Source organism: Enterococcus sp. AMC1251, assembly GCF_058216535.1.
This window is the reverse complement of the sequence record NZ_CM177098.1, coordinates 1,297,109-1,315,891: the sequence shown is the minus strand read 5'-3', so window position 1 is coordinate 1,315,891 and position 18,783 is coordinate 1,297,109. Positions and strand designations below refer to the sequence as shown.

The 18,783-nt window shown below is 33.9% G+C and carries 16 protein-coding genes, 2 pseudogenes and 1 riboswitch; of the genes and pseudogenes, 6 read left to right on the top strand and 12 right to left on the bottom strand.

Annotated elements, in window-relative coordinates:
* Positions 1-36: 36 nt before the first annotated feature.
* From AC4BBR_RS06095 to AC4BBR_RS06065, 7 genes and pseudogenes are all read right to left on the bottom strand, one after another.
* Positions 37-762 carry a winged helix-turn-helix domain-containing protein gene (locus AC4BBR_RS06095; protein ID WP_490461655.1) on the bottom strand — a complete coding sequence of 242 codons (726 nt, stop codon included), beginning with the start codon at positions 760-762 and terminating at the stop codon, positions 37-39.
* Positions 763-1,155: 393 nt separating this feature from the next.
* Positions 1,156-2,283, bottom strand: coding sequence for a tyrosine-type recombinase/integrase (locus AC4BBR_RS06090; RefSeq protein ID WP_490461654.1), 1,128 nt, complete (start codon positions 2,281-2,283; stop codon positions 1,156-1,158).
* A 728-nt stretch (positions 2,284-3,011) separates the two neighbouring features.
* On the bottom strand, positions 3,012-4,439 hold the full coding sequence (locus tag AC4BBR_RS06085) for an ABC transporter ATP-binding protein (RefSeq protein WP_490461653.1): 1,428 nt from the start codon (positions 4,437-4,439) through the stop codon (positions 3,012-3,014).
* On the bottom strand, positions 4,439-5,134 hold the full coding sequence (locus tag AC4BBR_RS06080) for an energy-coupling factor transporter transmembrane component T family protein (protein WP_490461652.1): 696 nt from the start codon (positions 5,132-5,134) through the stop codon (positions 4,439-4,441). The genes AC4BBR_RS06085 and AC4BBR_RS06080 overlap by 1 nt, the downstream gene beginning before the upstream one ends.
* A complete protein-coding gene (locus AC4BBR_RS06075) occupies positions 5,109-5,726 on the bottom strand; it encodes an MptD family putative ECF transporter S component (RefSeq protein ID WP_490461651.1) in 618 nt (205 codons plus the stop codon). Before AC4BBR_RS06075 ends, AC4BBR_RS06080 begins: the two co-directional genes overlap by 26 nt.
* A 99-nt stretch (positions 5,727-5,825) precedes the next feature.
* The gene (locus AC4BBR_RS06070) at positions 5,826-6,194 is read right to left on the bottom strand and encodes a hypothetical protein (RefSeq protein ID WP_490461650.1); all 369 of its coding nucleotides are present in this window, start codon (positions 6,192-6,194) and stop codon (positions 5,826-5,828) included.
* A 656-nt stretch (positions 6,195-6,850) separates the two neighbouring features.
* Positions 6,851-7,096 (bottom strand): annotated as a pseudogene (locus AC4BBR_RS06065) (helix-turn-helix domain-containing protein); the annotation flags it as partial.
* 287 nt (positions 7,097-7,383) lie between these two features.
* Here AC4BBR_RS06065 and AC4BBR_RS06060 point away from each other — a divergent pair.
* Positions 7,384-8,434, top strand: a pseudogene (locus AC4BBR_RS06060) (IS110 family transposase).
* A gap of 446 nt (positions 8,435-8,880) precedes the next feature.
* Here the strand turns inward: AC4BBR_RS06060 and AC4BBR_RS06055 are convergent.
* On the bottom strand, positions 8,881-10,383 hold the full coding sequence (locus AC4BBR_RS06055; RefSeq protein WP_490461649.1) for an Lsa family ABC-F type ribosomal protection protein: 1,503 nt from the start codon (positions 10,381-10,383) through the stop codon (positions 8,881-8,883).
* Positions 10,384-10,878: 495 nt separating this feature from the next.
* Here AC4BBR_RS06055 and AC4BBR_RS06050 point away from each other — a divergent pair, with 495 nt between their 5' ends.
* From AC4BBR_RS06050 to AC4BBR_RS06040, 3 genes are all read left to right on the top strand, one after another.
* Positions 10,879-11,262: a VOC family protein gene (locus AC4BBR_RS06050; RefSeq protein ID WP_490461648.1), complete on the top strand. Its 384-nt coding sequence runs from the start codon at positions 10,879-10,881 to the stop codon at positions 11,260-11,262.
* 26 nt (positions 11,263-11,288) lie between these two features.
* Positions 11,289-12,128: a Cof-type HAD-IIB family hydrolase gene (locus AC4BBR_RS06045; protein ID WP_490461647.1), complete on the top strand. Its 840-nt coding sequence runs from the start codon at positions 11,289-11,291 to the stop codon at positions 12,126-12,128.
* A 112-nt stretch (positions 12,129-12,240) separates the two neighbouring features.
* Positions 12,241-13,092: a MurR/RpiR family transcriptional regulator gene (locus AC4BBR_RS06040; RefSeq protein WP_490461646.1), complete on the top strand. Its 852-nt coding sequence runs from the start codon at positions 12,241-12,243 to the stop codon at positions 13,090-13,092.
* An 83-nt stretch (positions 13,093-13,175) separates the two neighbouring features.
* Here AC4BBR_RS06040 and AC4BBR_RS06035 read toward each other — a convergent pair whose 3' ends face one another.
* Entirely contained in the window at positions 13,176-14,369 is a 1,194-nt protein-coding gene (locus AC4BBR_RS06035) for a glycoside hydrolase family 3 protein (protein ID WP_490461645.1), read from the bottom strand.
* Positions 14,370-14,560: 191 nt separating this feature from the next.
* Here AC4BBR_RS06035 and AC4BBR_RS06030 point away from each other — a divergent pair, with 191 nt between their 5' ends.
* Entirely contained in the window at positions 14,561-14,959 is a 399-nt protein-coding gene (locus AC4BBR_RS06030; RefSeq protein ID WP_490461644.1) for a VOC family protein, read from the top strand.
* Positions 14,960-15,095: 136 nt separating this feature from the next.
* Here the strand turns inward: AC4BBR_RS06030 and AC4BBR_RS06025 are convergent, their stop codons facing one another.
* From AC4BBR_RS06025 to thiT, 3 genes are all read right to left on the bottom strand, one after another.
* Positions 15,096-15,356, bottom strand: coding sequence for a Txe/YoeB family addiction module toxin (locus AC4BBR_RS06025; protein ID WP_490461643.1), 261 nt, complete (start codon positions 15,354-15,356; stop codon positions 15,096-15,098).
* Positions 15,357-15,358: 2 nt separating this feature from the next.
* Positions 15,359-15,613 (bottom strand): type II toxin-antitoxin system Phd/YefM family antitoxin, encoded by a 255-nt coding sequence (locus AC4BBR_RS06020; protein WP_490461642.1) that lies wholly within the window; start codon positions 15,611-15,613, stop codon positions 15,359-15,361.
* A 632-nt stretch (positions 15,614-16,245) separates the two neighbouring features.
* Complete coding sequence (gene thiT, locus AC4BBR_RS06015) at positions 16,246-16,830, bottom strand: energy-coupled thiamine transporter ThiT (protein WP_490461641.1); 585 nt, start codon at positions 16,828-16,830, stop codon at positions 16,246-16,248.
* Between the two features lie 52 nt (positions 16,831-16,882).
* A riboswitch (TPP riboswitch) is annotated at positions 16,883-16,980 on the bottom strand.
* 236 nt (positions 16,981-17,216) lie between these two features.
* Between thiT and AC4BBR_RS06010 the strand changes: the two genes are divergently transcribed.
* On the top strand, positions 17,217-18,728 hold the full coding sequence (locus AC4BBR_RS06010; protein ID WP_490461640.1) for an AcpB/EbpR/MafR family transcriptional regulator: 1,512 nt from the start codon (positions 17,217-17,219) through the stop codon (positions 18,726-18,728).
* The last annotated feature ends 55 nt before the right edge of the window (positions 18,729-18,783 follow it).

Here is an 18,783-nt window from a genome sequence, read left to right as displayed (position 1 = left end):
AGCAAGAAAATTAGATTTCTAGTACTTTACCAACAATTAACAGCTTAGACGGTAACCAATAGAACGGACTGTTTTTATGATTTTGTCATTGTACGAGCTAGCTTTTATTTTTTTTCTTATATGAAATATAATGTTTGCCACACGATATTGCTGATTTCCAATATCAGATTTCCAGACAAAATCATAGATTTCTTCATATGAAACAACACTATTTCTTTTTTTATAGAGGATTTCAAACGTTCGATACTCAAGACGTGTCAAATTCACTTCTTTTTTTCCATCAATAACAATGCTTAGACTACGCGGGTATAGTTCAACTTTATGAAAATCAGCTACTTTATCTCTCATTTCTATATAAGAATCTGACTTTTTTTGACTGTAAACCGTTCTATTTAAATCATTTTGCTGACGACATAAAGCATTTTTCATTACTAATGCAAATTCTTCTGGAAAATTTTTTATAGGTATGACACCATCCACACCTAGTTTTAAAAAGATTATATTTTTCACACTGTTCTCATCATATGTTAGAACCCAAACTAATTTATTTGTAATTGCTTTGATTTCCATAATCGCTTTTAGTGTAAGAGTCATTGTATTATCATCATTACTATTCTCTGGAATAATAATGCAATCGACTTCTTGAATTGTTAGCTGAATGTTTTCTTGATTGATTAGTTGTATTTGACCAATTTCATTAACTTTTTTCAAATACTCTTTGGAAAGTGTTCCTGAAAATGAAGCAACTCCTATGTTATACATTGACTGTCCTTCCTTTTTACATCTATTTTATTGTATAGATATTTAATTTTTTAACGATTATAATATTTTTTTAAATCTTTTTACTATGTTATACTCAGTGAAAAGATAGGAATCAGTAAGATGAAAAAGTTTCCTCATTGTTGTACAAAGAAGAAAAATTGCGAAGAAGATTGTTCTTATTAGTATCAAAAATAGTGGTTGACGGTTCAATGACGGCTTAAAATAGTTTTAAGGAAATTTTGTATACAAAAAAAAGAACTTGAGACAAGTACTCATGTGAGCTATTGCTCTTATAAGTGTTTGTCTTGAGTTCTCTAAAAAGTGAAGTATTAACGAATAAAAACCAGTTTTTTCTCGTTAATACTTCTTAATTAAAGTGATAATAGAATCCGCTTATTGGCGAATTTCATTATCATTGATCATTAGTTGATCCAATTTTTGAACAATATTTTTACGACTTTCTAGCATAGAATCCGTGTAAATATCTAGCGTCATTTTAACAGAAGTATGTCCTAGCAGCTTACTTAAACTAGTGATGTCTGTGCCCATTTCAATACATCTTGTTGCAAAAGTATGTCGAAGAATATGAAAATGCGTATCTGAAATTCCAGCTTTTTTAACTGAACTTTTAAACCGATAGCGAATAACTCTAGGTTCTGCTAAGTTATTTTTGCATGTGACAACATAGTCACTTTGGCTTTGTTTTTTTTTATCTAATAAGTAATATAATATATTTTTAGACAAAGGTACCACTCTATAAGACTGTTCTGTCTTTGGTGAACTTATAATTATATTTGTCTTGTTTTCTGTTTTAAATGATGTTTTTACTCGAGAAACGGTTCGTTGAATGTAAACAACTTCTTTTTTAAAATCAATATCTGACCATTTTAACCCACTGATTTCGCCAATTCGCAACCCTAAGTAAAGGGATAAAATGATTGGTGAGCACTCTTTTTCATTTAAAGCTACTGCCTCTAACTTTCGCTGATCCGCCCTAGATAACGCAGAGATTCTGTTCTTTTGTTTATGTGGTAATCGAATTTTTTTATATGGACTTCCAAGTAATAGTTGATTGTTTTTAGCCGCAATCAACATTTTTTTTAGTAGTGTAAAAATATTTCTTATAGTCCCGGAAGCCAACTCTTGTTTCTCTAATCTCATAATAAATGTTTGAATAGTATCACTTGTTAGATTATGTAGATAGCAATTTTTAAAAAAAGGAACTATGTAAGTACTGCATAACCAACGATATTGAGCGTAGGTAGAACATTTAACTACAGGTTTCACTTCATTTTCCAACCAAAAAATACACCATTCTTTTAGTAATTCTTCCTTAGCTTCTTTGTCTCCTTTTTCAATTAGTCCAGCTTTTACAACAATTAACTTCGTTTTCACGTCCTTATATTTTTTAGCATATACATAACCGTATTTTATTGCACCAGTTTTGCTTCTTCCTTTGATGTAACGTCCTTCCCATCTACCATCTTTTCTTTTATAAATGTTTTCACCTTTTTTTGCCATTGCAATTCATTCCTTTGTACGTTTTTATTTGACCATTTTATTGACGGCTAATAAAAGACCTCAGTAAAAATAGATTTCGATGTGAAAATAGAGGGTTTTAGATAAGAAATATTCATTTCTCAAATAAATTCTCATTTTTTTTGTTGTTTTTCAAAAAAAATGAGAGAATTTAAAATAAAATCCTATTGACTTCTTATATTTTTCCAATTAAACTAATACTTAGTTAAGCAAAAGTACTAATCTTCTTCTTTGTACAACAATGAGGAAAAAATTAGTTGATTTTCAAATTGAAATTAATACTAAAAGGGTGTGGGACAAAAGTAGAATCTACTTTTGTCCCACACCTTAAATGCAAATAAATACTTTTTTTAGCATCTTTTTACTTTTATATCAATACTTCATATTCAGCTATGTTACTCAAAAGAATACCAGAATGTCTGCTTTTAATATTTTTGTCCTCTTCTGAATTTAATTCTTTTCTTTGATGTATTTTTTTGAATTCTTGGCTTTTCGCCCAATTTTTTGGTGTTCTTTTGACATTCAACGACTTAAAACAACTAGTTCAGTAACTTCTGGATTATCTGGTAATCTGCGATGCATTAATTGGAAATCCAAGAACCTTTCCATAGCTTCCATACTTTCTTTGGTGTGAATTGCTGAATAATTTTTTGAGAGTAGGTAATTTCTGTTTGAATTGTATTCGTTACAATATACATCTTTTCCCTCCATTATTCTGTTATCTTCGGTTCAATAAAGTAATCTTCAATAATCGTTCCTTGATCGAAATGAAGTATGCGTTGACAAGTTCGACTGAGAAACTCTTTATCGTGCGTGATCACTAAAATTAAAATATTTTCTTGATGCAGCCAACGTATCGTGTTGCTGACTTCTTCCATATGCAACAAGTCCAATCCACTTGTTGGCTCGTCAAAAATGATAATTTTTTTCCCTGATAATAAAGCACTCGCAATTGCAACACGCTGTTTTTCGCCGCCGGATAATGTTTGCGGATGACGTAACAGTAACGGTTCTAAATTTAGCATAGCGACAATTTCAGTAAATTCATTGGTATTTTTAGCATGAGAGCTTATTTCTTTTTCGACTGTTTCGAAAAATAATTGTAAGTTAACATCTTGCATTACCAGAAAACTCTCTTGAATCAACTCTTTCGGACGCATGACTTTTTCATTTAGCTTGATAACTCCTTTTTTTGGTTTGATCAGCCCTGATAAAAGTTTTGAAAATGTCGATTTTCCTGCACCGTTATGCCCAACAATTCCAGTGATGTAAGAGCTAGTCAATATTAATGATGGAATTTTCAACGCAAGAGTTGTTTGGCGGTAATGAAAATCTAACCCAACACATGTTACGTTCAATTTTTCTGAGTTTTTAACAAGTTCAGTAGTCTTTTTAAATGAGGTCTGCTTAAGAGACCTCAACGCCATTGCCTGAATATCTGAAGAAGATTTTGCGCTCATTTCTTGACTTGTGTAACTTTCAGCGATCTTCCCTTTATCCATAACTAAATATCGATCAGCAAGTTCCGTCAAATAATATAAACGATGCTCAGATACAATGATCGTCATCCCTTGATTTTTTAATATCTGTAAATAGTCTTTTAATTGTTCTATCGTTGCTTCATCCAAATTGCTTGAAGGTTCATCTAATAAAAATAGTCGGTGTTTCAGCATACTAGCTGAAGCGAATGCAATCAATTGTTTTTGTCCACCAGATAAATGAAACATACTTCGTTCTAAAAATTCTTCCAAGGAGAACAAACTAGTTATTTCGTTGATTCGATCAATCATTTCGTCTCGGGGGACGCCATAGTTTTCCATTGCAAATGCCAACTCAGAATAAACATCACTGGTAAAAAATTGCGTCTTAGGGTTTTGAAAGACAACCCCAATATCACGCACATAGGCATTAAATTCTTTCGTTAACAACTCTTGGTCTAAAACAGAACCTGTTCCCGTTAGTTCTCCAGTGTATAATTCAGGGATTAAACCGTTTAAGATTCTTAGCAACGTAGATTTTCCACAGCCGCTTTTACCACACAAAACGATAAATTCACCTGATTTAACTTGTAAATCAACTTGTTGAATGATCCTTTCCTGATCTTCATAAGCAAACGCTACATCATTTAATTTAATCATTAAATCAACCTCCCAATGATGCCACTAAAAATCAAAATACCAATCAATAAATAGTCTTGTACCTTTAAACGGATCTCATAGATACTGGTATGCAAGTCGGGATTTCCCAAACCACGAACTAATGCCGATGAAGATAAATCTAACGACGTATTTTCTGCTGACATCAAAATCGGTACAATAATATACTCCATTGTTTGAAATGGATGACGGAACAAATCGATTGTAGAAATAGCAATTCCTCGATATTTCATTGCATTGCGGATGCTTCTAAAATCTTGAAAAAGTGTGGGGAAAAATCTAAATAACACGGTTAAGGGAATAATCAAGCCCAAAGGCACATAACACTTCTTTAGAGCTGCGATCCATTCACTAATTTTTGTCCGATTCATGGCAAAAGTCGCTGCCATAATCGTTGGCAACATCCGACGATTTCCTACAAATAGAAAATCGAAAAAAGCAACAAATCCATTATCAATATAAGGAAACAATAAATAATCTCCTACGACTAGAAACCAAAAAATACCATAAAAAATCGTACCTTTTTTCAAACTGCCATTTAAAATAAATAATCCATACAATAGCGTCACAAAAAAAAATTCTGCCCTAAACGGCAATGGAAACATCAACAAAAAACTAGCAAATAAAATCGTACAGAGTTTACTTCTGGGATCAAACGTTACGTATATTTTTTCCATATTTTTTTCCTTTAGTTTTATCAAAATGTTTCTCATAAATCTTTTGACCGATCACTATTCCTAATATACTGCAGATAATGACCGTTGCAACACAAGCATAAAAAGTGATTGTTGTGATTGGTGCGAATACTTTATCAATATAAACTTCGTCTTTGCCACGAGCAATCAATGAATCAACATAGGCATTCTTCATAAACCATAATGGTAATACTGGTCCCATCAATCCAAAGCTAAATACAGTATAACTAATCATTGTTCGTAGTTTTCCAGATAATTTTGTGTGATATTGAAGCCAATCTGCCGCTATCGCACAAAGAATGTTAGGTAAAAAAGATAACGGAAAATGACCCGAGATTAAAAAAAATAGTCCCATTACACTTCCCATAATTGTGATTGCACCAAAACGGGGAATGCGGTGAATCACTAATAAATAAACAATTCCTGCAAATAGAGATGTAGCACTGGGAATAAGAACTGAATTAAAGGCTGGAATCGTAAAACGTAAAATAACCATCGCAATTGTTACAACTAAAAAATAGATGGCTGTATAAATGCCGATTGAAATAAAATCTTGAATTTTTAACTTTTTCATTCTTGAAATTACCCTTCTTGTTTTATTATAAATAGAAATAATAGCTGACCATAGGTATCACTAGTAATTTTTAACTGATAACGCCCAAGCCACTGGGTATCAATAATTGATCCTCCAACAGTTCATATCACCTAGTGTGTACTCCGATTTCGATAGTTTCGGTGGGAAATTCATAGGTTGTTTTAAGTGTGTTTCAAACCGAACCTCTTCAAAACCATCGGCCAAGATCTCAATTGTTATTGGTTCATTCGCTTCCCATTGATCAAATTTTACATACCTTGGTTGTACAGTATTTGCTAAAAGCTCGAACTCCAAATGCTTTTCTGGCTTATGATACACGTAATCTGGCCATAGAAGTGGAATTGTTTGGCCGTTTTTAGTAATCGTAAAATTATAGATAAACTTTCCATCTGCTTCATGAAACTGATCATAGGTCGCAATGTCATATTTAGGTAAAAATCGAATCATCACTATGATGTGCTAAATAATACATCTCATTCACATATTCTAATTTTTCTTGAATGGCATGAACATTTTTTTCCTGACCGCTTTCTAATAATTCTCTGAAACCGTATGTACCATTTAAAAACAGACGTTTTCTTTAAACTTTAGATAATCCTCTGTCTTGTTCAGAACTGTAAGATAGTCTTTTGTAGTAATGTAAACAGGTACTTGTTTAATACTATAGCTGTCGCTTTCATTTAATGCAATTTTTTCTGATTACCGATAATCAGTTACTTGTAAATCTGGATTATCAGCATGGTAGAAATCAAAAACTGTCGTTGTTGTTTCCCCAGGTAGCTTCTTATCTTCGATATATAGTTGTTCTTCAAGCATTATAGGACACTGCTCCGTGTATATATTATCGTAGTTCATTGAAAAACCATTGATTTGTACTTTATTTATTGAGTCACTCCTTCCTTTATTTGATTAGTATATCACACTCATTTGATAACGAGAATCATTATCAATAAAATATGTTTTTCTATCTTTCACTCTATTTCACACAAAAAGACTTCGAATAGCACTTATAGAACACACTTTTTACTTAACGTAATCAAAAAGAATAGAGCACAAATTAGTTGTTGAAACAACGGTCTGTGCTCTATTTTTTCGGCTCTATACTTATAGGAGAGCTCACTTGTTTGATATAACTCTATCGCATTTAGCTTGAATTGAACAGAATATTTCTGATATTGTCGCTTTCTCAAAAGTCCATCTACCCCAAACTCTTTGTAGTTATTGATCCAAGAGGGTATCTGACTCTTTGACTTGATTCCATATTTATTGGAAAGATAATCCATCCCACCTTCTCCGTCAAGGTATTCTTGAACAATCTGTAATTTTAATTCAAAACTGTATTTTTCCATAAAAAAACCTCCAAAAGTTAGATTTTTAGGTCTAACTTTTTGGGGGCGGTACACTCATCGACGGATGAGTTTATCCTCTATTTTCTTATTTTTAAGTTTATAGTAAGGAGTGAAAGGAAGATCGACCACACGCTCATGGACTTCGAGTCCCTACAAAAAAACGGTCTCCTTCACTGTCATTTTAAAATCTGGTTTAAGTATGTTGGGGCTTCGAGCTCGTGTCTAGGAAATTAGAAACGAAATGAAACAGTGAAGAACCTTTCAACAAAAAGAAAGAAGATGAAAATATGGCTTATGTACTTGCGTTAGATGTTTCTATGGGGAAAAGTTATAAAGTGCTCTATGAGGATGAGCTTTGCCTATCCGAGGGAGAGATTGCTCATACCAGATCTGGTTTTGACTACTTGCTTCAAGAAATCCAACAGTTACCCGAAACACCCAGTATCGTCTTTGAATCCACAGGCGTTTACTCAAGAGTAATTGAAACTTTTTGCCAAAACAATCATTTACCCTATTGTCTATTGAATCCCTTAGAAGCAAAAAAACAGCTTGATAGTGGGTTGCGTGTTCTTAAAACAGATAAGCAAGACGCTCATCGTCTGGCACAAACTCACGTTCAATATGAACGGAAGATCAAACAACACCAACCAGTTATTTATGAAGAAGCCCATGATTTAGCTCGTTTTTATCAAGAGGTAGAAGCCGAAATCAAGCGACTAAGAATGTACTTACACACGGCTCTTCAGCTTAGTTTTCCAGAACTAGAAAGCCTTTTTTCGAGCCGCTTATCAAAACTATCGCTAAACCTTATTGAACTGTTTCCTCATCCAGAATGCTTAGCTGGATTGAGTCAAACACAGATGATAAATATCTTAAAAAAAAGCACAAACAAACGACTCTCTGATAAAAAAGCGTTAGAAAAGGCGCAACAGCTCCTTTTATTGGCTTCTGATTCCTGTCCAACGACCACAAAAACGAGCATTCAGGTACAGAAGGTTCAGGATTATGCCCGCCAGTTAAAAGAGCTTATTCAAACAAAGGAAACCTTGTCTAAGCAGCTTATTGAACAAACCAAACCATTATCGGAGTTTGATCTTTACCAAAGTGTTCCAGGCATTGGGGAAGTGTCTGCCACTTTAATGATTGGTGAAATTGGCGATATTCGCCGCTTCGAATCACATTGTCGATTACTATTACAAATTAAAAACGCAACCTCTACCCAAGAAGGATAAGGTTGCGACCGTAGCCTGTATGAACAAACTACTAAAGTGTCTCTATTCTATGGTTGAGAACGAGACAAAGTACGACTATGCGTACACGGCCTCTAAGGGCCAATAAGGCAATGCCTTATGAGTTGATTATAACACCCTGATTGAAAAAAAGACATAATCATCAGGGGTATTTATTGTGGACTTTATTCTAAAATACTCTCTTTGTTTACAAACGATTAAAAGACCTTTCATTCTTTCTTTATTTTCTACTTAACTAATCGTAGGAATGAGCGTGGGACAAAACGAAAGATCAGTTTTGTTTCGCGCTCTAAATCCGAATAAACGGCGAGAAAAAAGCAACTACTACGCTTCGCTCCGATCCCATCCAATTCTAAGTGCTAAAGCACTAAGTTTTGAAGGCTTCGGAAATAAGCTGAAATTGCTGTGAAACACAGCGAGGTACGAGCTGATGTAGAATAGTACCTACTTGGTCACAAAAATTTGACAAGCAATTTTCGTGAATGCCCTCTTATTTCTCGGAGCTAAACGCTTTTGTCTCGGCCTCGATTAATTTTAGTTGTTTTTAGTTAAAGTAATCATTTGAGTAGCAACTTTTCTCAAGAACGCTTCATCATGTTCTACAATCAGCATCGTTGGTTTTACCGATAAAATCAGCGTTTCTAATTGTTCTTGGTTAAAAACATCCAGATAATTTAAAGGCTCATCCCAAATATACAATTCTGCTGGCTGTGCTAATGATTTTGCCAGCTCAACCTTTTTGCGCTGCCCCATACTCATTTGTTCAATACGGTTTTGAAAAACTTCTCTCTCCATCCCTAATTTGTGCAGGTTATTGAGAAACACTTGATGATCCAGTCTTTGTTCTTCTGAAAACGCCTCTAACGTCCCTTGATTATCTTCATAATTTTGACGAACATAACTAATTTTTAATTTGTCTGGGCGAATGATTTCGCCTTTACTTTTACCGTCAAAATGACCAAGTAAAAAGCGGATGATCGATGATTTCCCAGAACCATTTTGCCCAGCCAAAGCTAGCCGTTGTCCTTGATTCAGCTCAAAAGATTGTGGGTTGAATAAGTCTTGCTCCTGATAGCTCAACACTAGATTTTCGACTGTTAGTAATCGTCTATGATGTTCCGGCTGATAATTCATGGTCAAAGGATCAATATACTCGATATTTTTTAAAAGACTTGCTTTTTCTGACAACTGTGCGTCCATTCGATGTTCAATCGTCTTTGCGCGTTTCATTGTACGGGCCGCTCTTGCACCAATAAAACCAGTATCATAAATTGCACCGCTCCCTTTTTCAGAAGCTTTACCATATTTATCTTGCTCCTTGGAACGGGACCATTCTGCTTTTTCTGCAGCTGTCCTTTTCAAACGACTGACTTCTTTTCTTAATTTTTCATTTTGAGCAAATTCAAACTCATCCCTGATTTTCTTTTGTTCTTCGTAAACAGAAAAATTTCCTTGATAAAGTTCTAACTGGCTTTTTTCAATAGATAATACATGATCGACCACTTCGTCCACAAACGAACGGCCATGACTAACCACAATAAATCCTTGACGTTTCTTCTTCAAATACTCCGCTACTTGCTTACGGCCCACAATATCCAAATGATTGGTTGGCTCATCGATCAATGGAAAATGATGCTCATCAATAAACAACAGCGCTAATAAAACTTTGGTCTGTTCACCACCTGAAAGTGTCTCAAAATCCCGCCATAGAATTTCTGGATCAACATTCAGAAGATTTAACTCTCGCTCAATTTCCCATTGTTCAAAATCACTGATTTCTTCTAACACGTAATAGGTCAGTTGCTGCTTATTTTTAATTGGTTGCGGGAAGTAGAGAAAGTCTAATTGATGAATGATTTGACCGCTATAAGCTAGCTGATTCTGTAAAATTTTAAGGAGTGTCGTCTTGCCACGACCATTTCTGCCGATAAGCCCTAATTTCCATTGAGTATCAAAATTTAGATTTGCCTGATCGAATAGTAAAGTTCCTTGGGTATCATACCCGAATGTTATATTTTTAATTTCAATTTTTGACATCGTCTCACCTCATTAAGAAAAGCGGAAGGAATCTGTTTCTTTCCTTCTGTTCTTTTCAGAACCGGCAACAGGTTTACGAATACATAAAAAGACCCGTACGCTGAAAAATCAATGCCAATCCTGAAAATCTGCACACTGCCCCCTTGATATTACTCAAGTTACAGTCTGAATGCAGCTTCAACAAATTGACTTAATTTTTCAACGCATGGATCCCTCACTTCGTTTTTTTATTGCGCTTAATATAGCATGCTCATTTTAGTTTTGTCAACCACTATTTCTCGCTATATTTAAGAAGACTAGAAAATTAGGCACAGTAAAAAAGCATTTTTGGAACGTTAATGGTTGTTGAACAAAACTTTTCAGATTTATACGTTGCTTATTGTTATTTTTGAAAAAAAACTTTCAATCTCTCTGATTCCCCATTTTCCAGCGTCCTTTTCATTTATACTATAGAGGATCAACTAATTAATTCTATTTAGTAAAGGAGATTATACAATGAATATTGAACATATTGGTTTATGGGTCAAAGATTTAGAAAATATGCGTAACTTTTATGAAACGTATTTCAATGCACAAGCTTCTGAGCTTTACCACAATACAAAAACCAGTTTCCACTCTTACTTTTTAACCTTTTCTGACGGTGCTAGACTTGAGATCATGCAGCGAAATGATATTATTAACCATAACTCTGGAAATGAAATGCTAGGGTTTGCTCATTTAGCGATCTCTTTGGGAAGTAGAGAAAATGTGGACAACCTCACGAATATCTTAGTTATGGAAGGTTATGAACTATTAAGCCCAACTCGTACAACAGGTGACGGCTATTATGAATCTGTGATTGCAGATCCAGAGGGAAATCGTTTAGAATTGACTATTTAAAGTTTTAGATCGATGGAGGAAAGAAAATGGACGTAAAAGCAATTGTTTTAGATATTGACGGAACACTTTTAAATGATGAAAAGAAACTGACTACTCAAACAAAAGAAGCGTTGATTGCGGCTCAAAAAGAAGGCATCAAAGTCATTTTAGCTTCTGGCAGACCTACTTCTGGGATGTTGAAATATGTTGAGGAACTTCAAATGGATCAGCACAATGGAATGATTGTTTCTTATAACGGCGCACACGTTCTTGATGTCCACACCCAAAAAGAACTATTCAGTCAACCACTTTCAATTGAGCAAAGCAAACCTATTTTAGAGCATCTGAAACAATTTGATGTAAAACCAATGATTGCAAAAGAGGATTACATGTACGTCAATAATGTGTTTGATGGTATGCTGGATCTGGAGTTTTCCGACGAACTATTCAATATTATCGAATACGAATCACGTGGTGGAAATTTCCAATTATGCGAAAAAGAAGATTTAGCTGCTTTCGTTGATTTTCCGCTCCATAAAATTCTTGTTGCAGCTCAACCTGAATATTTACAAGCGAACTGGCAAAAAATTTATGCTCCTTTTGAACAATCTGTTAGCGGTGTGTTCTCTGCACCGATGTATTTTGAATTTACAGATCAAGGAATCGATAAAGCCAATGCTTTGGAGCAAACGCTAAAACCTTTAGGTATAAATCAAGAACACATTATTTCATTTGGTGATGGTCACAATGATGTATCTTTGATCCGGTATGCTGGAATGGGCGTTGCAATGGGCAATGCTGTTGATGAGTTAAAAAATGCGGCAGATAAAATCACTTCGTCCAATAATGAAGATGGAATTGCCAAAGCGCTATCTGAGTTACTATAATAAAAATAGAGTGAGGAGGTAACAATCCTACTCTATTTTTTTATTCCTCACATATTACGTGATAATCAGTTATAATTCATTTATACGAAACTGACTGAAAGGTGTTTTTATGATGAATTTAATGATCAAATTAAAAAACTTAGATAAGCTTACAACAAGTGAAAAAGCACTCGTTACTTATATTCTTAATTTTCCAGAAAAAGTTATTCGTTTTTCACCAAAAGAACTTGCGGACCATTCTTATGTATCGATTTCAACGATTTATCGATTAATTAATAAATTAGATCTTGATGGTTTAAATGACCTTAAATTTGCTTTGGTCAATTATTTAAACGAGCACACAGTTGAACAAATTATCGACATCGATTACCCTATTTCAGCGGAGGATAGTCATTACGCCATGACTAAAAAGTTAAAAACGGTCTATGATCAAACCGTTCAATCAACCATCGATACAAATAATTTCGATACAATGGCTTTCAATGGTGAATTGCTTAAAAATGCTGAATCTATCGATGTTTACGCCACATCTGCCAATATTTATTTTGCTCAAAACTTTCAGTTTCAAATGCAGGAAATCGGTAAACAAGTCAATGTACCGATCGATGATTATATGCAAAATCTATCTGCTGCAAATAGTACGCCACAGCATTTAGCGATTGTGGTTTCTTATGGCGGCCGCAGTTCTAGTGTCAAAAAAATTCTAGAAGTTTTAAAGAAAAATAAGAGTAAAATCTTGTTGATTACGTCACAAAATAGTCCTTTGCGCAATGAAAAAGTTGATGGTGTTTTTCTTTTCTCTTCACTGGAAAATCATTATAACAAAATCTCATCCTTCTCAACACGGATGTCATTGATGTATATATTTGATAGTTTATATTTGAGCTTTTTCAATCAAGATTATGAGAGAAATTTGGCTTATAAATTGGCTAACTATCAAAAAATGAATCCAAAATTGATTTGACTCTTTCTATTTTAAAAAGACTGTTCAGCCTCGAATAACACTGAACAGTCTTTTTGTTGCCTTATCATTTTAATACTCCTAAATCATTTTAATACTCCTAAATCATTTTTCATTTTTAACACTCGATAAACAGATTGATTTAAGTCTGCTTCTGAATACGTTCCTTGCTCAATTCCTTGCAAAACATAAGGAATCTGATCTTGAAATGAGGAGGACAAAATCAAGTCATTCCCCGCTTGTAATGCTGCAAGGCCTGCCTCTTCTTGAGAGATAAAATCAGCTAAACCTGCCATATCCATATCATCCGTCATGATCACGCCTTGAAACCCTAACTCGTTTCGCAATATATCATGAACAGGTTGAGAAATAGAGGCTGGCATCGTCTCATCGATACTGGTCACAATAGTATGAGAAACCATGATACTATCTGCGCCAGCCGCAATTCCAGCTTTAAATGGTAAAAAATCATGGTTACGCAATGTCTCAAGACTTCTTGTATCATATACGATTTCTACATGTGAATCACGATTATCTCCATAACCTGGAAAATGTTTCAAAGTCGATGCAATCTTTTGTTTCTTTAATTCCTCTACGCTTACTTTGACATATTCACTGGTTTTTTCAGCGTCTACTCCTAATGTTCGATCATAGATAAACGCTTCTGGATCAGTCGCAACATCGGCATCTGGAAATAAGCCGCTCTGAATGCCGTATGAACGAAGCACTTCTGATTTTTTTTGAATATCAGAACGTATACCCGTCAATCCAGCTTCTTGGTAAATTTCCATTGGTGATTTAAACGGTTCTGATACGAAACCCTTTCCACCACTTAAACGTGAAACAGTTCCGCCTTCTTCATCAGATGCCATAAAAAGTGGGATCTTACTTACCTCTTGATAAGAGGCAATTTTTTCTTTTAACGAGTTTGGTGTCTCACTTTCAATATCACGTCCAAATAAAAGATATCCTCCTAAATGATACTCATGAATGCTTTCTTGTTGTGCTTCGATAGGTACTCTAGCTAAAAAGAGCTGCCCGACTTTTTCTTCTAAGCTCATTGAAGTCATCAAATCCTTGATTTTTTGTTCTTGCTCCTTTAATGAGGTTTCCTGACTGCTTTGTGAGGTCGAACTTTCCTTTACTGCTTCTGAACTTGATTGTTTTGTTTCTGCTGTTCGTTTTGTTTGTGCCGTATCATTATTTTTGTTTACAAGCCACATAATGCTAAAACTAATGCCAAAAATCAACAACAAAATAGCAACTGCACTCGTTATCATCGTCCTATTATTGATGGTACTTCCTCCTTCATCAGTTCGCTGATCGTTATCAGTGTGTTTATATTATAATTAGGTTCTATTGCAACAGTCAATTTTTTCACCTGATTGCGCCTTATATTTTTGACAAAAAAGAAAGCCCATGAGATGCTCTAAGCGTAATAAACAAAAAAAAGAGAGAAGGTTGGATTTTTATGGCAACAATGGTATTTGTAAATTTTCCAGTCACAGATGTGAAACGTTCTACAGCGTTTTATGAAGCGTTAGGCTTTAAGAAAAACGAAGATTTTTCTACTGAAGAAACAAGTTCAATGGTTTGGGATGATACTTTTTGGATTATGCTGTTAAATCATGATTTTTATAGTAAATTTATTAAAGATAAAAAAATTGCAGATGCAAAAACGACGAGCGGTGTTTTGGTTGCCTTTAGTATGGAAAGTGCTGATGCTGTGAAGAAATTTGGCGAAACAGCGAAAGCAAATGGCGGTGATTTTTATAAAGTGGATATGGGAATTCCTGAGGACATGATGTTTGGGCTTGAAGTGCAAGATCCAGATGGGAATACTTTGGAACCTAATTGGATGAAGATGTAGAGAATCAAGAAACTTGAGATTTAGTTGTTAGGATTGAGTAAAAATATCCACTTCTTTCTCTTTTACATTCTAGCTTCACAAAATGGTTTATAGTACTGCAAACACACATGATTTTTTGAGAATCATGTGTGTTTGCTTATTTTGTATAATAAAATCGGCAAGAGTCAACTTCAATGTATTTTTCTGTGTATCTATAAATCAATCTATGTTCATTATTTATACGTCTAGACCAGTAACCACTCCAGTGAAATTTTAATGGCTCAGGTTTTCCTAGACCTTTGTTGGGTGTCTCCATAATATTTTCTACTAATGCCTTTATTCTTTTAACTTTAGTTGCGTCATTTTTCTTCCAATAATTTAAATCCTCTATTGCTTTATCAGACCATCTTATTTCCATATTCAAATATCCTCTAAAGAAAGAGTTGTATAATGACCTTCATCAAGCTGTTTCATGGATTCATCAAGGTGTTGTCTGTTTGCTTCACTAGACATTAAGTACAGATTTTCCATAAGATTATCGTAATCTGACTTAGCCATAACGACCACATTTTTTTCGTCTTTTGAAGTAACGATTAAAGAATCAGAGTTATCATTGACTTGTTCCATGTAGTCTTTTAAGTGTTTTCTAAAGTTGCTATATGTAGTTGCTTCCATATTTATCATCCCCTTTCATCAATTGTACAACAATAAGTACAACATAACAAGAGACTTGATTCTTATTACTGATAGTTATACGAATTTTCGTTCGCTTTTTTCTTTGTTCGTATTGATTATTGATGTGAAGTTCTTCATACTTATTGGTATAGGATAGAAATAAAACAGCTTCATAAACTAGGAAAAGTTCACGAAGCTACATCACATATAAATAATAATTGGCACCTCAAGTAGATGGCGGGAACCAGATACTTGAAGCCTTGTAACGATAGCGATCACTGCCCAAACAAGCCGCCAATAGTCGCTAGCATTACTACTAGCTTCTTTCATTGTACAAAAAGATGGTGTGTATTACCAGTCTATTTTGTAACACTTTATTTGATGAGAAGTTCAATACTAAGGTTAGTTTATACTATTGATGAACAGGTATTGGGGATTTCCCCGATATCTTTTTTTGTTTCTATCCTGTTAAATTACTTCAGAAAACAAAAAGATTAAGGACGTGATAAAACTTACGACTAGCTTAGAGTAACAAAGTAAGGATAAAAAATAAAAAAGCTAAAACATTGTATGTTCTAGCTCAAATCACTCAACTATCTCTAGTTTAAATTCTATTACTTAACACTTTTATCCTATTGGCTCATTCGTGACAAAGTTGTAGGAAGAAACAAATTAGGATTAATTTTAAGTAGTAATAATAATACAATTGCCGTTACAATTGCTGTAGCTAAGCCACTTGCCCCATTCATCACAAATGAAAACAGCCACGGATTCATGCCCCAAAGCGCAAAGCTTCCCCAAAACACAACGCCCGCAACAAAATGCCAGAAATAACGCATAAGTGTGCCCAAAAACGAGGCATATACAATAATCCGACTACTCTTCATATAGTCTTTATTTCTAATAGCTTGTTGCAATTGACCACTATAAACACCAGCAAATCCAGCAAATCCAAAAGCTAAAATATACTCAATAATCACTTGTGCAGGCATTAAATAATAAACTTGAGCTAGTGGAAAATGCAGTAAGCCCCAGATAAATGCTGAAAAGAATCCTGCCTTCGTCCCTCTTCGAAGCGCATAAAGAGTGATTGGAATCATCCCCAGTGAGATAGAAAAACTACTCCCGATATTTGTTGGAATTAAGGATAAAACCATTGCAATGGCAGCGACAATCGTACCTTCGATCCAAATACGTAATTCTGATGTTCTTTGCATAAAAAATCCTCCCTTTAGAACGACCAATTCACAAAGGAGGAGTAAACGTATTTATTTACTCCATCACAATTCCTACGCTCGTACTAACGAACAGGTTCAAGGGTTTAGAGTTGTTACTCATTCTCAGCCATGGCTCCCCTTTGTGATGGGTTCTATTTAATTTTTAGTCGTTATCATCTATAGAGATAACAATAAAAGAGTAACATGTCAATTTTAAAAAGTAAAGCATCTTATAGATACACTTTCTAATTTCCCCACTTACTGATAGCCATTTTTTTATGAATAAAACATCAAAAAAAAGAGCCCTAATTACCATTTTTCTTAAATAAATGGTACATTAGTACTAACAAGTTTCTTACTACTAGACAGGTCAGGAGGATTACATTGTGGAAGATGATATTTTTAACTTATTAGAAGAACAAAATAAGGTGATGTTGAATTTATTGGAAATCATCTCTGAAAGCCATCGTTGGTATAGCGTGAGTGAATTGAGTTTACGTTTAAGTGTAGTAGAACGAACAATTCAAAGATATATTCACCAATTAGAAGATGCTGTTTCCAAATACAATGAAGTGAATAAGAGTTATATTCAACTAAATTATGAAAAATATAATGGGATCCAGCTTGAAACTGAATCTGGAAGCAATTATATGGAATTCAAGACATATATTTTAAGTAATGATGAAACAATGCAAGTTTTAAAAAAAATCATGTTTGAAGAGTTTTATTCTGTAAAAAAATATGCGATGACTTATTTTGTTAGTGAAAATGGTGTTCGAAAAAGTTTAAAGAAAATCAAACATTTTCTAAATTTATATGATTTATCCCTCTCTCGCAGTACTTTCAAATTAGAAGGTGACGAAAAGAAAATCCGAATTATTACTTATATTATTGGTTGGGTAACATATAAAGGCGTAAGCTGGCCATTTGATTCTATTGATCAACAAAAAGCTTATCAAACTGTGGATCGTTTTTCGGAAGTGTACAAGATAAATTTCTCTAATGTTCAAAGAAAACAAATGGCTTATATGCTTGCGGTAAATTTAATACGTTTTAGAAAAAACCACATGATTGAATTAGAACCAGAATGGAAAAATTACGTCAATCTTCAAGGGTTATTACAGTCACTACCTTTGCTAGCGGATGTAGCAGACGAGTATCATATTCATGTAGAATCTGAGATTTATTTTTACGTATTACTTTTACAAATGAAAATCAAAGTTTTTGAATCTGATGACTTAAAACAACGAATATTTGCTTATCATGAGAAATGTCACTCAGATATTTACCATGCTACAAAACTATTTGTCGAGCGATTTCACGAACGACTCCTACCAATTCCTGAAGAGTTAAAGGATCGTTTTTTCCTAACAAGTTTTTGCGCTCATCTTTTCTGTAAGGTCTTCCATCAACTCCATGTTGATATTGATGGACATCAAATTTCACAAGAAGCGGATTATGATTATCCTACTTTAAAAGAAAATTTAATTTACTTTATTCAACAGTTACATAAAGAAAGTGGGTATGATTTATTTTTACAGAAAGAATTTCTTGTACAAAAATATTTATTATTGTTCTCGTCTATTTCGCCACTTAATTATTATGAACCACCTATTAGAATTTTTTTAGATAGCGATTTGCCTTTTTTCGTGAAGCAAAATATTATGACAAAAATCAGCGACCGATTTAAATATGACTTCAATATTAAATTTTTAAAAGACCAAGTACTTCATCAATCAGATATTATCCTTACTAATATTCCTAACACAATTATGGAAGAACAACGTTTTACCTATAAAGTGCATCTTTTTGATTTTCCAATTAAATTAAGAGATTTTATCGAAATTGAACGTAAACTCAGATTAGTTGCACTATCAAAAAGTCAAGTTTCTTCTTAAATCACTACAACTAGAAACAAGTGGCTTCAATGCGATACTTGGAGTTATTTGTTTC

Bases quoted from the DNA above. Each gene is read 5' to 3' on its own strand.
- AC4BBR_RS06030 (WP_490461644.1), top strand. From the start codon at position 14,561: ATGGCAACAATGGTATTTGTAAATTTTCCAGTCACAGATGTGAAACGT.
- AC4BBR_RS06020 (WP_490461642.1), bottom strand. From the start codon at position 15,613: ATGGAAGCAACTACATATAGCAACTTTAGAAAACACTTAAAAGACTAC.
- thiT (WP_490461641.1), bottom strand. From the start codon at position 16,830: ATGCAAAGAACATCAGAATTACGTATTTGGATCGAAGGTACGATTGTC.
- AC4BBR_RS06090 (WP_490461654.1), bottom strand. From the start codon at position 2,283: ATGGCAAAAAAAGGTGAAAACATTTATAAAAGAAAAGATGGTAGATGG.
- AC4BBR_RS06035 (WP_490461645.1), bottom strand. From the start codon at position 14,369: ATGATAACGAGTGCAGTTGCTATTTTGTTGTTGATTTTTGGCATTAGT.
- AC4BBR_RS06075 (WP_490461651.1), bottom strand. From the start codon at position 5,726: ATGAAAAAGTTAAAAATTCAAGATTTTATTTCAATCGGCATTTATACA.
- AC4BBR_RS06040 (WP_490461646.1), top strand. From the start codon at position 12,241: ATGAATTTAATGATCAAATTAAAAAACTTAGATAAGCTTACAACAAGT.
- AC4BBR_RS06045 (WP_490461647.1), top strand. From the start codon at position 11,289: ATGGACGTAAAAGCAATTGTTTTAGATATTGACGGAACACTTTTAAAT.
- AC4BBR_RS06025 (WP_490461643.1), bottom strand. From the start codon at position 15,356: ATGGAAATAAGATGGTCTGATAAAGCAATAGAGGATTTAAATTATTGG.
- AC4BBR_RS06080 (WP_490461652.1), bottom strand. From the start codon at position 5,134: ATGGAAAAAATATACGTAACGTTTGATCCCAGAAGTAAACTCTGTACG.
- AC4BBR_RS06085 (WP_490461653.1), bottom strand. From the start codon at position 4,439: ATGATTAAATTAAATGATGTAGCGTTTGCTTATGAAGATCAGGAAAGG.
- AC4BBR_RS06095 (WP_490461655.1), bottom strand. From the start codon at position 762: ATGTATAACATAGGAGTTGCTTCATTTTCAGGAACACTTTCCAAAGAG.
- AC4BBR_RS06055 (WP_490461649.1), bottom strand. From the start codon at position 10,383: ATGTCAAAAATTGAAATTAAAAATATAACATTCGGGTATGATACCCAA.
- AC4BBR_RS06070 (WP_490461650.1), bottom strand. From the start codon at position 6,194: ATGATTCGATTTTTACCTAAATATGACATTGCGACCTATGATCAGTTT.
- AC4BBR_RS06050 (WP_490461648.1), top strand. From the start codon at position 10,879: ATGAATATTGAACATATTGGTTTATGGGTCAAAGATTTAGAAAATATG.